Below are 13,650 nucleotides of genomic sequence, written 5' to 3'. Positions count from 1 at the left end.
ATCGACCACGGGACGCACCGGCCGGAAGTGGGGCACCCATGCAGCACGGCAGGCAGGACGGCAGGCAGGACAGGCACGGGCACGGGCACGGGCAGGGAGGCGGCCACGGGCACGACGGTGGCGAGGTCAGTTGGGCCATGGCCGCCAGGGCGACGCTGCACTGCCTGATCGGCTGCGCCGTCGGCGAGGTGCTGGGCATGGCGATCGGCACCGCGCTCGGCTGGCACAACGTGCCGACCATGGCGCTGGCGATCTTCCTCGCCTTCGTCTTCGGCTACGCGTTCACCATGATCACGGTCCTCCGGGCCGGGCTGGCCTTCCGGGCCGCCGTCAAGGTCGCCCTGGCCGCCGACACCCTCTCGATCACCGTCATGGAGATCACCGACAACAGCGTGCTGGCCCTCTGGCCGGGCGCCCTGCACGCCGAACTGTCCGACGCGCTGTTCTGGTACGCGCTTGCCATCGCCTTCGCGGTCGCCTTCCTGATCACCACCCCGGTGAACAAGTGGCTGATCGCCAAGGGCAAGGGCCACGCCGTGCTGCACGCCTACCACTGAACGCCGCCGCGACACCGCCGACCACCTTGCCAGGACCGGCGCCCGGACACGCCGGTGCGGGGCGCGTCGGCGGTTTCGGGGTAGCCGGGCGTCGAAGGGGTCCGCGGGCCGTGGATCAGAGCTCGGGGCCCTCGCCGGGCTCCTCCTGGTACGAGTAGCGCTGTTCCCGCCAGGGGTCACCCACGTTGTGGTAACCGCGTTCTTCCCAGAAGCCCCGTCGGTCCGCAGTCATGTACTCGACGCCCCGCACCCATTTGGGGCCCTTCCAGGCGTACAGATGGGGCACCACGAGGCGCAGCGGGAACCCGTGTTCCGCGGTGAGCGGCTCACCGTCCTTGTGCGTGGCGAAGATCGCGTCCTCGACGTCGAAGTCGGACAGCCGCATGTTGGAGCTGAAGCCGTACTCCGCCCAGACCATCACATGGGTGACGTTCGAGGCGGGTGGCGCGAGGTCCAGGACCGTCCGGGCCGGTACCCCGCCCCACTCGGCACCGAGCATGCTGAACTTGGTGACGCAGTGCAGATCGGCCACGACCGTGGTGTACGGCAGCGCCGAGAACTGCTCGTGGTTCCAGCACCGTTTGTCGCCGTCGGCGGTCGCGCCGAAGACCCTGAACTCCCAGCGCTCCGGGCGGAATCTGGGCACCGGACCGTAGTGCGTGACGGGCCATCCGCGTTGGAGTCGCTGCCCCGGCGGTAGCTGCGGCTGCGCCGCCTGTGGAGATTCGCTACCGACCGGTTGACCCATGACTCCATCCTGACAGACCGGGTAGGTGTTCATGACCAGGTCAGGCCCGGTGGGGGCAACTCCTACTAAGGAGGCACTTACTGGACGGCTTCGGAATCACGGTGCGAGGATGCGGCCACCGAACCGGTCCCCACCTGGAAGGAGCCTCTGCGATGCAGGGCGACCCCGAGGTCATCGAGTTCCTGAACGAACAGCTCACGGGTGAGCTGACCGCGATCAACCAGTACTGGTTGCACTACCGCATCCAGGACAACAACGGCTGGACCAAGCTGGCGAACTACACGCGGTCCGAGTCCATCGACGAGATGAAGCACGCGGACCGGCTCACCGAGCGCATCCTCTTCCTGGACGCCCTGCCGAACTACCAGCGGCTGTTCCACGTCCGGGTCGGTCAGACGGTGACGGAGATGTTCCAGGCCGACCGACAGGTCGAGGTGGAGGCCATCGACCGGCTGAAGCGCGGCATCGACGTGATGCGCGCCAAGGGCGACGTCACCTCGGCACGCCTCTTCGAGGACATCCTCCAGGACGAAGAGCACCACATCGACTACCTGGACACCCAGCTGGAGCTGATCGAGAAGCTCGGCGAGTCGCTGTACCTGGCCCAGCAGATCGAGCAGCCGAGCAGCTGACCTCGACGGGGTCACGGCCGCCCGACGACCGTCCGAGACCCCTCCCCCGGCCGCCCCGGGGCCGTCCACGACCCGCCAGCGACGTGGAGAAACGGTCAGGCGGCTTCTTCGAGTCCTGCGACACGCCCGCCGGAACGCGGGACTCCGATCTTCGCGAGAGCGGGCTCACCCTGCTCCACCAGCGCCCGACGGGGGCACGTGCCCCGGCCGAGCAGCGCCTGGATGCTCCGGACGCAGGAACCGCAGTCCGTGCCCGCTTTGGACGCGGAGGCGATCTGGCGCGGGGTGCAGGCTCCGTCCGCCGCGTGCTGACGCACCTGGGCTTCGGTGACACCGAAGCAGCTGCACACGTACACGCGGTCACCTCCCCGGTGAATCGCTCGGGACCGGCGCGAGCCGATCGCTGGTGCCGTCCCGAGATTTCGGTGAGGCTTGCCTAACCTTACCCGCCCCGAGGGTGGCGGAAAAGTCCCGGACGTGCCGATGGGGCGCGGATCACAGCATCCACGCCCCATCGGTACACATCCGGGCAAGATCACCCGACTCCCACTGCCACGGGCCTACTGGTCCCGGTACATCTCCGCCACCAGGAAGGCCAGGTCCAGCGACTGGCTGCGGTTGAGCCGCGGGTCGCAGGCCGTCTCGTAGCGCTGGTGGAGGTCGTCGACGAAGATCTCGTCGCCGCCGCCCACGCACTCGGTGACGTCGTCACCGGTCAGCTCCACGTGGATGCCGCCCGGGTGGGTGCCCAGGCCCTTGTGGACCTCGAAGAAGCCCTTGACCTCGTCCAGGACGTCGTCGAAGCGACGGGTCTTGTGACCGGAGGCGGCCTCGAAGGTGTTGCCGTGCATCGGGTCGGTGACCCAGGCGACGGTGGCACCGGAGGCGGTGACCTTCTCGACCAGGTTCGGCAGCTTGTCGCGGACCTTGTCGGCACCCATCCGGACGATGAACGTGAGCCGGCCGGGCTCGCGGTCGGGGTCCAGGCGGTCGATGTAGGTCAGCGCCTCGTCGACGGTCGTCGTCGGGCCCAGCTTGATGCCGATCGGGTTGCGGATCTTCGACGCGAACTCGATGTGCGCGCCGTCGAGCTGCCGGGTGCGCTCACCGATCCACACCATGTGGCCGGACGTGTCGTACAGCCGTCCGGTCCGGGAGTCCACCCGGGTGAGGGCGCCCTCGTAGTCGAGGAGCAGCGCCTCGTGGGAGGCGAAGAACTCGACCGTCTTGAACTCCTCGGGGTCCGTGCCGCAGGCCCGCATGAAGTTCAGCGCGTTGTCGATCTCCCGCGCCAGCTGCTCGTAGCGCTGACCGGACGGCGAGGACTTCACGAAGTCCTGGTTCCAGGCGTGCACCTGGCGCAGGTCCGCGTAACCACCGGTGGTGAAGGCGCGCACGAGGTTCAGCGTGGAGGCCGACGCGTGGTACATCCGCTTGAGGCGCTGCGGGTCCGGGACCCGCTCCTCCTCGGTGAAGGCGAAACCGTTCACCGAGTCGCCGCGGTACGTCGGCAGGGTCACGCCGTCGCGGGTCTCGGTGGGCTTGGAGCGCGGCTTGGAGTACTGGCCCGCGATCCGGCCGACCTTCACCACCGGCACCGAGGCGGCGTAGGTGAGGACGGCGCCCATCTGGAGCAGGGTCTTCAGCTTGGCCCGGATCTGGTCGGCGCCGACCGCGTCGAACGACTCGGCGCAGTCCCCGCCCTGGAGCAGGAACGCCTCGCCCTTGGCGACCGCGGCCAACCGGGCGCGCAGTTGGTCGCACTCACCGGCGAAGACCAGTGGCGGATAGCTTTCGAGGTCGGCGATCACATCGCGCAGAGCCTCGGCATCCGGGTACTCGGGCTGCTGCGCCGCGGGCAGGTCGCGCCAGGTGGGCCCGGCGTCGACGGACTGGGATTCAGCGTTCACGGTCACCTCCACCACATTACGGGGTGACCGGGGGTGTCCATCCGTCCGCTCATCTTTTGAGACGCACATCGCAAATGAGCGCGGGATGCGCCGCCGGAGCGCGGGCGGGGCGGAACCCGGCGGGGAGGATCGCGTGCGGGGGCACCGGCGCATCGGGTAGGGTGCCCGGCATGTTCGTGCACTCGACCCGTAGCTGGTGGTGGACCGCTCATCCGGCGGCCCACTGACTGCGCGTACCCGAGATCACGCGAAGGCCGCCCGAGGGGCGGCCTTCCTGCTTTTCCGGGGCCGTTCCCTCCGCTCCGCCACCGGGCACCGCCCGGCCGGCGCCCGCCAGGGAAGGAACCGATCACCCGTGGACCTCAACCGTCTGCTCGACCCCCACTCCCCCCCGTTCGCGCTGCTGCGCCGCCGCACCCCGGGCCGCGACCACGACACCGTCGAGGTGCTGATCGGCCCGGTCGTCCACCACGAGCGGCTCGCCGACATCCCGGACGGGCTGGCCCTCGTCCCGTTCCGCCAGATCCGCGAACGCGGCTTCGACGTGCGCGACGACGGCACCCCGCTCGCGGTGCTGGTCCCCGAGGAGTCGTACGAGGTGCCCCTCGCCGAGGCGCTCACCGCGCTGGCCGCGCTGGCCGGGGAGCCGGTGCGGGTCCTGGACGGCGGCTTCGACGTCGGCGACGAGGAGTACGCGGGCATCGTGGAGCGGGTGCTGCGCGACGAGATCGGCCGGGGCTCGGGCGCCAACTTCGTCATCCGGCGCACCTACACCGGTCGGGTCCCCGGCTTCGGACGGGCCGGGGCGCTGGCCCTGTTCCGGCGGCTGCTGGTCGGGGAGGAGGGCGCGTACTGGACGTTCGTGGTGCACACCGGTGAGCGCACGCTGGTCGGGGCCAGCCCCGAGGTGCACGTGCGGATGAACGGCGGCACGGTCGTGATGAACCCGATCAGCGGGACGTACCGCTACCCCGCCGAGGGGCCCACCCCCGAGGGGCTGCTCGACTTCCTCGCCGACGGCAAGGAGATCGAGGAGCTGTCGATGGTGGTGGACGAGGAACTCAAGATGATGTGCACGGTCGGCGACCGCGGCGGTGTGGTGGTGGGGCCGCGGCTGCGGGAGATGTCCCACCTGGCGCACACCGAGTACGAGCTGCGCGGCCGGTCCTCGCTCGGGGTCCGCGAGGTGCTGCGGGAGACGATGTTCGCGGCGACGGTGACCGGATCGCCGGTGCAGAACGCGTGCCGGGTGATCGAGCGGTACGAGCCGGCGGGGCCGGACGGCGGCGGCCGGGGGTACTACGCGGGGGCCCTGGCCCTGGTCGGACGGGACCCGGGGGGCGCCCAGACCCTGGACTCGCCGATCCTCATCAGGACCGCGGACATCGGCGCCGACGGAACGCTCAAGGTCCCGGTCGGGGCGACGCTGGTGCGCGGTTCGGACCCGCGGGGCGAGGTCGCGGAGACCCATGCCAAGGCCGCCGGGGTGCTCACCGCCCTCGGGGTGCGGCCGGGCCCCGCGCGCTCCGGCACGGTGCGGGGCGCGCTGGCGGACGACCCCCGGGTACGGGAGGCGCTCGCCGGGCGGCGGGCCGCACTGGCGCCGTTCTGGCTGCGGATGCAGGAGCGCTCCGACGTGCTGGAGGGGCACGCCCTGGTGGTGGACGGCGAGGACACGTTCACCGCGATGCTGGCGCACCTGCTGCGGTCCGCGGGGCTGGAGGTCACGGTCCGCCGCTACGACGAACCGGGGCTGCGCGCCGCGGTGCTCGCCCATCCGGGTCCCGTGGTGCTGGGCCCCGGGCCGGGCGACCCCTCGGACCCGGCGGACCCGAAGATGCGGTTCCTGCGGGAGCTGGCCGCCGAGCTGATCCGCTGCCACCCGTACGGGGTGCTCGGGGTGTGTCTGGGGCACGAGCTGATCGCGGCGGAGCTGGGGCTCGGCATCGTCCGCAAGGAGGTCCCGTACCAGGGGGCGCAGACGGCGGTCGACCTGTTCGGGCGGACCGAGACCGTCGGCTTCTACAACAGCTTCGTCGCCCGCTGCGACGCGGACGCCGCCCTGGAGCTGGCCGCGCACGGGGTGGAGGTCAGCCGGGACGCGCGGGGCGAGGTGCACGCACTGCGCGGGCCCGGGTTCGCGGGCGTCCAGTTCCACCCCGAGTCGGTGCTGACGCTGCGCGGGGCGGCGATCGTGCGGGAGTTGGCCGGTCAGCTGCTGGGCGACGCCGGGACCAGGACGTTCCCGCTGCAGCGGCCGGCGAGGTAGTCGAGCACGTTGGAGACGGTGGTGTCCACGATCTGGGTCACCGCGTCCACCGTGTAGTACGCCTGGTGGGAGGTCACCACCACGTTCGGGAACGTGACGAGGCGGGCCAGGACGTCGTCCGGGACGGCTTCCAGGGACTTGTCGAGGAAGAACAGGCCCGCCTCCGCCTCGTACACGTCCAGGCCGACACCGGTGAACCGGCCCGCCCGCAACTCCTCCACCAGGGCCTTCGTGTCGATCAGGCCGCCCCGGCTGGAGTTGACGAGGATCGCGTCGTCCTTCATCGTCCGCAGCGCCGACGCGTCGATCAGGTGCTGGGTGTTCGCGAGGAGCGGGACGTGCAGGCTGATCAGGTCCGCCTCGGCGAACAGCCGGTCCTTGTCGACGTACTCCATGCCGAGGGCGGCGCAGGCCGGGTTCTCGGCGACGTCCCAGCCGAGCAGCCGCATCCCGAAGCCGTGGGCGATCCGGGCGAACGCCTCGCCGATCTTGCCGGTGCCGATCACCCCGGCGGTCCGGCCGTGCAGGTCGCGGCCCATCAGCCCGTCGAGACGGAAGTCGAAGTCGCGGGTGCGGTTGCTCGCCCGGACGATGCGGCGGTTGACCGCCATGGCGAGGGTCCAGGCGAACTCGGCGACCGCGTACGGGGAGTAGTACGAGACCCGCGCCACGGTCATGCCGAGGCGTTCCGCGACGTCGAGGTCGATGTTGTTGAAGCCGGTGGAGCGCTGGGCGATCATCTGGGTGCCGCCGGCGGCGAGCGTCTGGAGCACCCGGTGCCCCAGGTCCGCGTTGACGCTGGTGGAGACGACCTCGTAGCCGGCCGCGATCGGGGCGGTGTCCTCGTTGAGGAAGACGTCCAGGCAGCGGGCCTCGTGCGGGGCCTCGAAGGCGGCTTCGATCAGGGGCTTCTCGTCGGCTTGTACGCCGAAGGCGAGGATCTCCACGAGGGTCCCTCCACGGTGCGGGGCGATCGGGTGCCGGTTCGGAATATACGCGGGGCCACCGGGCGGGGCCCGGTGGCCGCCCCCCGGTGGAGACCCACCCGGGGGGCGGTCGCCGGCGGTCAGTCGTCGAGTCCGCGCTCGATCGCGTAGCGGACGAGTTCCACCCGGTTGTGGAGCTGGAGCTTGCCGAGGGTGTTCTGCACGTGGTTCTGGACCGTCCGGTGCGAGATGACCAGGCGTTCGGCTATCTGCTTGTAGCTGAGTCCCTTGGCGACCAGCCGCAGCACCTCCGTCTCCCGGTCGGTCAGCCGGGGCGCGCCCGGCTCGTCGGAGGCGGTGGACGGGGGCTCGGCGGCCAGCCGCCGGTACTCGCCGAGGACGAGACCGGCGAGCCCGGGGGTGAACACCGCGTCGCCGTCGGCGGTGCGGCGGACCGCGTCGATCAGTTCCTCGGTGGACGCCGACTTGAGGAGGTAACCGGTCGCACCGGACTTCACCGCTTCCAGGACGTCCGCGTGCTCACCGCTCGCCGACAGCACCAGCACCCGGAGCGCGGGGTTGGCGGCGACGACCTCCTTGCAGACCTGGACCCCCGGCTTGGCGGGCAGGTTGAGGTCGAGGACGACCACGTCGGGCGCGGTGGCCCGGGCCCGACGGACCGCCTGCTCGCCGTCGCCGGCGGTGGCGACCACCTCGAAGCCGGCCCCGGCGAGGTCCCGGGCGACGGCGTCCCGCCACATCGGATGGTCGTCCACGACCATGACCTTGATCGTCACCGGTCTGCCGGTCGTGTCCTGCGTCATCGTGCCGCCCTCCCCTGGGCGCCGCCGCGCGGCACCCTCAGTTCCACTTCCGTGCCCTGGCCCGGTACGGAGTACAGCTCGGTCGTACCGCCGAGGTCCCGCAGCCGTCCGCGGATCGACTGGGCCACGCCGAGGCGCCCTTCGCCCTCGGCCCGCTCCAGTCTGCCCTCGGGGATGCCGGGGCCGTCGTCACGGACCGTCACGACCACCGCGTCCGGTTCGTCCTCGACCAGGATCCAGGCCCGTGCCCCCTCGCCCGCGTGCCGCCGCACGTTGTCCATCGCGGCGCCCACGGCGGCGGCCAACTCCCGTGCCGTCGCCGGCGGGAGGAGCACCGGCGCACCGGGGTCCGAGAGGGTCACCAGGGCGCTCGCGTGTCCGCTGAGCAGGTGCCGCAGGTCGTGCGGTCCTTCGTCATCGGGAGCAGCAGGGCCGGGAGGGTCCGCGGGATCGCCGGGGTCGTCGACGGCCCGTACGAAGGCGCCGTCCGCCGCGTCCCCCGAGGCACGTGAGGGCAGTCCCTCGGAGACCAGGGTCCGCAGCGCGACCTCCTGCTCCCCCGCCATCCGGCCCAGCTCGGCGGCCTCCCCGCCCAGGGCGTTGCCGCGGCGCTGCACCATCGCGAGGACCTGGAGGACGCCGTCGTGGATGTCCCGGGCGAGGCGTTCGCGCTCCCGGGTGGCCGCTTCGATCTCCAGGGCCCGGGCGAGCGTCGCCTCCGAGGCCCGGGCGACCTCCACGACGTACCCGATGGCGATGGAGGCGACCCACACCAACAGCACGTTGTGGACGGTGTCCCGGCTGACGGCACCCCGCTGGACGATGTTCGCGACGCCGACCAGCGCGGAGGCGACGGCGGCCCAGCGCCAGCCCCCCTTGAGCGCGAAGGCGAGCACGGCGCCCGCGGTCCATATCGACGGCAGGGTCGGCGAACCCTCGACGATGCGGTCGGGCGAGGCGGCCAGCGGGGTGAGCAGGATGCCGGTGAGGGCGATGGTCAGGTCCACGAACAGGAACCGCCGGGTGCAGCGGGCCGCCCCGGAGACCTTGTCGAGGGTCGCGGCGGTCCACACCACCAGCACGACGTAGTACGCGATGGCGACCCACGGCCGGGCGAAGGTGTCGTACATCGACACGAACACGCCGATCGCGTACAGCGCGGTGAGCACGCGGTAGCCGGTGAGGGCACGCCACAGCGGTTGTTCGACCGACATGCGTGTCACGCGCCAGCGTTTGACCGTCCCGCCCACCGCTCCCCCAGTGTTCCCCCCGGCACCGCGGTCGGTACCGGTTCCGTGTCGCTCCGGCCGGCGGCCCGCACGGCCCCGACCGTCCGACCGCCCGGCGCCCGGGCCCGTCGCTCAGGAGCCGGACGGCTCCTGGTGGTGTTCCTGGCCCGCGCGACCGGCGGGCCGCTGGGCGGCTGCCTTCTCGGCCTTCGCCGCCTCCCGCTCGGCCTTCGCGGCATCGGCGATCTGCCGCTTGGCGGCGGTCGCGTAGATGTCGACGTACTCCTGACCGGAGAGCTTCATGATCTCGTACATGACCTCGTCGGTCACCGCGCGCAGCACGAACCGGTCGTGGTCCATGCCCTGGTAGCGGGTGAAGTCGAGGGGCTTGCCGATCCGGATGCCCGGGCGCATCAGCTTGGGCAGCACCTTGCCGGGCGGCTGGATCTTCTCGGTGTCGATCATCGCGACCGGGATCACGGGCGCGCCGGTGGCCAGTGCCACCCGGGCCAGGCCGCCCGGCTTGCCCCGGTAGAGGCGACCGTCCGGCGAACGGGTGCCCTCCGGGTAGATGCCGAACAGCTCGCCCCGCTCCAGCACCTCGATGCCGCTGCGGATCGCCGCCTCGCCCGCGCCGCGCACTCCCGAGCGGTCCACCGGGAGCTGGCCGACGCCCTTGAAGAACGCCGCCGTCATCCGGCCCTTGACGCCCGGGGTGGTGAAGTACTCCGCCTTCGCGATGAAGGTGACCTTGCGGTCGAGGACCGCGGGGAGGAAGAACGAGTCCGAGAACGAGAGGTGATTGCTCGCGAGGATGGCGGGACCCTCGGCGGGAATGTGCTCGATGCCCTCCACCCAGGGCCTGAAGGCGAGCTTCAGTGGCCCTCCGATGGAAAACTTCATCGCGCCGTAGATCAACCGACTGCCTCCTATTTCTGTCGAACAGACCATAACCCGGTCCACCCCGAACCGGTCCGATGGCCCTGGTCGGTGTCAGGGCGGTCGCGTACCGTGAAGTGCCCCCTCTCGTTCCCCCGCCCCGGGGCGCCCCGGTTCCCCCCGCCCCCTCCCACACGAACAGGAGACCGAACGTGACGGTCCTCCCCGGTGCCGAGCCGTTCCGCCACGAAGGCGGTGACATCGGTGTCCTCCTCTGTCACGGATTCACCGGTTCCCCCCAGTCCCTACGCCCCTGGGCGGACTTCCTGGCCGCCCGCGGGCTGACCGTGTCGCTGCCGCTGCTCCCGGGGCACGGCACCCGCTGGGAGGACATGCGGCCCACCGGTTGGCAGGACTGGTACGCGGAGGTGGACCGGGAGCTGCGCGTCCTCAGCGACCGGTGCGCCCGGGTGTTCGTCTTCGGGCTGTCCATGGGCGGGGCGCTGACCCTGCGCCTCGCCGCCCAGCACGGCGACACGATCAGCGGGATCGTCGTGGTCAACCCGGCGATCGCCGTGCACGGCGCGGGGGCCAGGGTGCTGCCGGTGGTCCGGCACCTGGTGCCCTCGACGAAGGGCCTGGTCGGGGACATCGCCAAGGACGGTCCGGTCGAGATCGGCTACGACCGGGTGCCCCTGCACGCGGCGTACTCGCTGGGACGGTTCTTCCGGCTCGTGGACGGGGAGCTGCCGCAGGTGACCCAGCCGCTGCTGTTGCTGCACAGCCCGGAGGACCACGTGGTGCCGCCCTCGGACTCGCGCCGGGTCCTGAGCCGGGTGTCCTCCACGGACGTCACGGAGATCCTGTTGGAACAGAGCTACCACGTCGCGACGTTGGACTACGACGCGGACCGGATCTTCGCGGAGAGTCACGCGTTCATCGATCGGATCGCACCCAGTGTCGGCGAGGAAGGGACGGCCACCGGTGGCTGAGCACGACCGTGAGGAGGGCCGCGAGCCCGACGACCGCGCCGCGGCGGAACAGGCGGCGGGTGAGGCCGTGCCCCTGGACGAGACGGCGGCGTGGGAGGCGATCGTGGCCGGTTACGGGGACGAGCCGGTCGACCCGCCCGGGGCGAAGCCGTTCAAGTCGGTGGAGGACCTGGCCCTGTTGGAGGCCGAGCCGAACAGGACGGGCGACGGGCCGTCCAGCGCGCCCCCGAGCGACGAGGACGCGACCGGCGAGGACGCGGCCGACGGGCCGAGCAAGCCGCTGGGCAGCTCCGTCGCCTTCGCGCCCGGGGTCGCCGGGCCACGGGACTACAGCCCGCAGGAGGCGTCCGAAGAGGACTTCGACGGCGACGACGAGGGGCACTTCGTGCCGCCGGAGCCGCCGCCGCTGCCCGCCGCCGACGCCACCGCCAAGTTCGGCTGGCTCGGGGTGCTGGGCGGCCCGCTGCTGCTGTTGCTGGCGGTGCTGTTCGGCTGGCAGATGACCTGGTGGCTGACCCTGCTCGGCGTCGGCGGGTTCCTCGGCGGGTTCGCCACGCTGGTGGGGCGGATGCGCAGCGACGAGGAGGAGGACGACGACCCCGGTCGCGGCGCGGTCGTCTAGTGCCCCGCGCGCGAAGGGACCCCGCCGCCACCCGAACCGGCCGGGAACTGTGGTGCGGAGGGCGCGCCGGTACGGGCCCGGGCGGGGTGCGGGGTTACGGTCGGCGGCGTGGACGGTGACCGCCGGGGATGGCGCGCGTGCTCGCTCAGCGGGGCGGTGTTCGCGGTGTGCATGGCCGGCACCACCCTGCCGACCCCCTTGTACCCCCTGTACCAGGAGAAGTTCGGGTTCTCCGAGCTGACGGTGACCGTGGTGTACGCCGTGTACGCCTTCGGGGTCATCGGCGTGCTGCTGCTGACGGGCAACGTCTCGGACGCGGTGGGCCGGCGCAAGGTGCTGGCGTGGGGGCTGGGCTGCGCCGCGCTGAGCGCGGTCTGCTTCCTGTGCGCCACCGGGCTGGGCTGGCTGTACGCGGGACGGTTGCTGTCGGGCCTGTCCGCCGGGCTGTTCACCGGGGCCGCCACGGCGTACGTGATGGAGCTGGCACCGCCCGGCGGCGCCGCCCGGGCCACCTTCGTGGCGACGGCCGCCAACATGGGCGGCCTGGGCTGCGGCCCGCTGCTCGCCGGGCTGCTGGCCGAGTACGCCCCCTGGCCGCTGTACCTGCCGTTCGCCGTGCACCTGGCCCTGGTGGCGGGCGCGGCCCTGGTCCTGCTGGGCCTGCCCGAAACGGTGGGCGAACGACGGCCGCTGAGCGCCGTACGGCCACGACGGCCGGGGCTGCCCGTGCAGGTGCGGACGGTGTTCGGGCCCGCGGCGATCGCCTCCTTCGTGGGGTTCGCGCTGTTCGGGGTGTTCACCTCGGTCAGCCCCGCGTTCCTCGCGCAGTCCCTGGACGTCGACGACCACGCCGTCAGCGGTCTGGTCGTCGCGCTGGCCTTCTTCGCCTCCACCGCCGGGCAGCTGGCGGTCGGCCGGGTCGGGGTGGGGAGGTCCCTGCCGCTGGGCTGTGCGGCGCTGCTGGCCGGGCTGGCGCTGCTCGCGGGGGCGCTGCACTGGGACCTGTTGGCGCTGGTGGTGCTGAGTGCGCTCGTCGGGGGCTGCGGGCAGGGCTTGGCGTTCCGCGGCGCGATGGCCGCGGTGGCGGCGGCGTCCCCGGCGGACCAGCGGGCGGCGGTGATCTCGACCCTGTTCGTGGTGGCGTACGCGGGCATCTCGGTGCCGGTGATCGGGGTCGGGCTGCTGACCGGGCCGATCGGGCTGGAGAGCGCGGGGCTGGTGTTCATCGCCTGCATGACCGTCCTGGTCGTGACCGCGGGCGTCTATCTGCTGCGCCGCCCGGTGCCCGCGGACGCCTGAGCCCGCGGTGGGCCACCGCGAACCGGGCTGGACCGGGCCGCGCCGGTCAGCGGGGCTCGGGGGGAATCCGGAGGGTGGCCAGGACGGGCAGGTGGTCGGTGGCCGCCCTCAGGTCCGCGGTCGTGACGTCCGGCAGGTTCTCGGGGACGCCGCAGCCGAGCACGTCGATGCCGTGCGTCGCGAAGACCGCGTCGATCCGCTGGCGCGGGGCCTCGGCCGGCGAGGTGTACTCGTTCCCCAGGGGTCGGGTGGCCCAACCGTCCTGGAGCGAGTCCGCGAGTCGGCGGAAGGCGGGGCCGTCGGGGCGTTCGTTGATGTCACCACCGGCGATGGCGTGCGGGGTGCCGAGCTCCCCGAGCCGGTCGAGCAGCAGGCCCGACTGGGCGAGGCGCTCGTCCTTCTGGAGCGAGAGGTGGCAGCTGAGCACGCCGACCCGGGCGGCGCCGAACCGGAGGACCGCGGTGGCGAACCCGCGGCGGTGCAGGCCGGGGGTCAGCGGGAGGAGGGTGTCCTCGGTGCGCTCCACGGTGGCCCCCAGCGAGCAGAGCAGGGCGGGACCGGCGGCGGTCGCTCCGCCGGACAGCACGTACAGGCCGCTCGCCGCGGCGAGTCGGGCCAGCTTCTTGCGCCAGCGGAAGAACCGCGGGGCCTCCTGGACGAGGACCACGTCGGGGGCGCGGGGGGGGCGGCACCCCCCCCCCCCCCCCCCCGGGGGGCCCCCCCAACCCCACCCCAGATGAGAGCTGGGGATAAAAAAAAAAAA

Annotated in this window: 14 protein-coding genes and 1 pseudogene; 7 read left to right on the top strand and 8 right to left on the bottom strand. The window is 72.2% G+C overall.

Features of this window, described 5'->3' with window-relative positions; all coding sequences use genetic code 11:
• The first annotated feature begins 38 nt into the window (after nucleotides 1-38).
• The gene (locus ACFWIA_RS20860) at nucleotides 39-557 is read left to right on the top strand and encodes a DUF4396 domain-containing protein (protein ID WP_387007249.1); all 519 of its coding nucleotides are present in this window, start codon (nucleotides 39-41) and stop codon (nucleotides 555-557) included.
• Between the two features lie 115 nt (nucleotides 558-672).
• On the opposite strand, the gene ACFWIA_RS20855 is transcribed toward ACFWIA_RS20860, so the two are convergent.
• Complete coding sequence (locus ACFWIA_RS20855) at nucleotides 673-1,305, bottom strand: sulfite oxidase-like oxidoreductase (protein WP_387007247.1); 633 nt, start codon at nucleotides 1,303-1,305, stop codon at nucleotides 673-675.
• A 152-nt stretch (nucleotides 1,306-1,457) separates the two neighbouring features.
• Here ACFWIA_RS20855 and bfr point away from each other — a divergent pair, with 152 nt between their 5' ends.
• Nucleotides 1,458-1,937, top strand: a complete 480-nt coding sequence (bfr, locus tag ACFWIA_RS20850; protein ID WP_387007245.1) for a bacterioferritin — start codon at nucleotides 1,458-1,460, stop codon at nucleotides 1,935-1,937.
• A 95-nt stretch (nucleotides 1,938-2,032) separates the two neighbouring features.
• On the opposite strand, the gene ACFWIA_RS20845 is transcribed toward bfr, so the two are convergent.
• A complete protein-coding gene (locus tag ACFWIA_RS20845; RefSeq protein WP_387007243.1) occupies nucleotides 2,033-2,293 on the bottom strand; it encodes a bacterioferritin-associated ferredoxin in 261 nt (86 codons plus the stop codon).
• A gap of 204 nt (nucleotides 2,294-2,497) precedes the next feature.
• Entirely contained in the window at nucleotides 2,498-3,853 is a 1,356-nt protein-coding gene (locus ACFWIA_RS20840; RefSeq protein WP_385485639.1) for a class II 3-deoxy-7-phosphoheptulonate synthase, read from the bottom strand.
• A gap of 68 nt (nucleotides 3,854-3,921) precedes the next feature.
• Here ACFWIA_RS20840 and ACFWIA_RS20835 point away from each other — a divergent pair, with 68 nt between their 5' ends.
• Both ACFWIA_RS20835 and ACFWIA_RS20830 read left to right on the top strand, forming a co-directional pair.
• Complete coding sequence (locus tag ACFWIA_RS20835) at nucleotides 3,922-4,074, top strand: trp operon leader peptide (protein ID WP_387007242.1); 153 nt, start codon at nucleotides 3,922-3,924, stop codon at nucleotides 4,072-4,074.
• A gap of 128 nt (nucleotides 4,075-4,202) precedes the next feature.
• On the top strand, nucleotides 4,203-6,116 hold the full coding sequence (locus ACFWIA_RS20830) for an anthranilate synthase family protein (RefSeq protein ID WP_387007240.1): 1,914 nt from the start codon (nucleotides 4,203-4,205) through the stop codon (nucleotides 6,114-6,116).
• Here ACFWIA_RS20830 and ACFWIA_RS20825 read toward each other — a convergent pair.
• From ACFWIA_RS20825 to ACFWIA_RS20810, 4 genes are all read right to left on the bottom strand, one after another.
• Nucleotides 6,059-7,063, bottom strand: coding sequence for a 2-hydroxyacid dehydrogenase (locus tag ACFWIA_RS20825; RefSeq protein ID WP_387007238.1), 1,005 nt, complete (start codon nucleotides 7,061-7,063; stop codon nucleotides 6,059-6,061). The genes ACFWIA_RS20830 and ACFWIA_RS20825 overlap by 58 nt on opposite strands.
• A gap of 119 nt (nucleotides 7,064-7,182) precedes the next feature.
• Nucleotides 7,183-7,866, bottom strand: coding sequence for a response regulator (locus ACFWIA_RS20820; RefSeq protein WP_387007236.1), 684 nt, complete (start codon nucleotides 7,864-7,866; stop codon nucleotides 7,183-7,185).
• A complete protein-coding gene (gene macS, locus ACFWIA_RS20815) occupies nucleotides 7,863-9,080 on the bottom strand; it encodes a MacS family sensor histidine kinase (protein WP_387007327.1) in 1,218 nt (405 codons plus the stop codon). Before macS ends, ACFWIA_RS20820 begins: the two co-directional genes overlap by 4 nt.
• Nucleotides 9,081-9,227: 147 nt before the next feature.
• Nucleotides 9,228-10,010, bottom strand: coding sequence for a lysophospholipid acyltransferase family protein (locus tag ACFWIA_RS20810; RefSeq protein WP_387007325.1), 783 nt, complete (start codon nucleotides 10,008-10,010; stop codon nucleotides 9,228-9,230).
• Nucleotides 10,011-10,186: 176 nt separating this feature from the next.
• On the opposite strand from ACFWIA_RS20810, the gene ACFWIA_RS20805 reads away from it, so the two are divergent.
• From ACFWIA_RS20805 to ACFWIA_RS20795, 3 genes are all read left to right on the top strand, one after another.
• Nucleotides 10,187-10,966 carry an alpha/beta hydrolase gene (locus ACFWIA_RS20805; protein ID WP_387007235.1) on the top strand — a complete coding sequence of 260 codons (780 nt, stop codon included), beginning with the start codon at nucleotides 10,187-10,189 and terminating at the stop codon, nucleotides 10,964-10,966.
• Entirely contained in the window at nucleotides 10,959-11,588 is a 630-nt protein-coding gene (locus ACFWIA_RS20800; protein WP_387007233.1) for a hypothetical protein, read from the top strand. Before ACFWIA_RS20805 ends, ACFWIA_RS20800 begins: the two co-directional genes overlap by 8 nt.
• A gap of 108 nt (nucleotides 11,589-11,696) precedes the next feature.
• Entirely contained in the window at nucleotides 11,697-12,887 is a 1,191-nt protein-coding gene (locus ACFWIA_RS20795) for an MFS transporter (protein WP_387007232.1), read from the top strand.
• A gap of 46 nt (nucleotides 12,888-12,933) precedes the next feature.
• On the opposite strand, the pseudogene ACFWIA_RS20790 reads toward ACFWIA_RS20795, so the two are convergent.
• Nucleotides 12,934-13,563, bottom strand: a pseudogene (locus ACFWIA_RS20790) (endonuclease/exonuclease/phosphatase family protein); the annotation flags it as partial.
• Between the last annotated feature and the right edge of the window lie 87 nt (nucleotides 13,564-13,650).

The sequence above is a fragment of the Streptomyces sp. NPDC127068 genome (genome assembly GCF_042724695.1).
Lineage (GTDB): Bacteria > Actinomycetota > Actinomycetes > Streptomycetales > Streptomycetaceae > Streptomyces.
This window is presented reverse-complemented; position numbering and strand designations above follow the sequence as displayed.

Bases quoted from the DNA above. Each gene is read 5' to 3' on its own strand.
- ACFWIA_RS20860 (WP_387007249.1), top strand. From the start codon at position 39: ATGCAGCACGGCAGGCAGGACGGCAGGCAGGACAGGCACGGGCACGGG.
- ACFWIA_RS20855 (WP_387007247.1), bottom strand. From the start codon at position 1,305: ATGGGTCAACCGGTCGGTAGCGAATCTCCACAGGCGGCGCAGCCGCAG.
- bfr (WP_387007245.1), top strand. From the start codon at position 1,458: ATGCAGGGCGACCCCGAGGTCATCGAGTTCCTGAACGAACAGCTCACG.
- ACFWIA_RS20835 (WP_387007242.1), top strand. From the start codon at position 3,922: ATGAGCGCGGGATGCGCCGCCGGAGCGCGGGCGGGGCGGAACCCGGCG.
- ACFWIA_RS20820 (WP_387007236.1), bottom strand. From the start codon at position 7,866: ATGACGCAGGACACGACCGGCAGACCGGTGACGATCAAGGTCATGGTC.
- macS (WP_387007327.1), bottom strand. From the start codon at position 9,080: ATGTCGGTCGAACAACCGCTGTGGCGTGCCCTCACCGGCTACCGCGTG.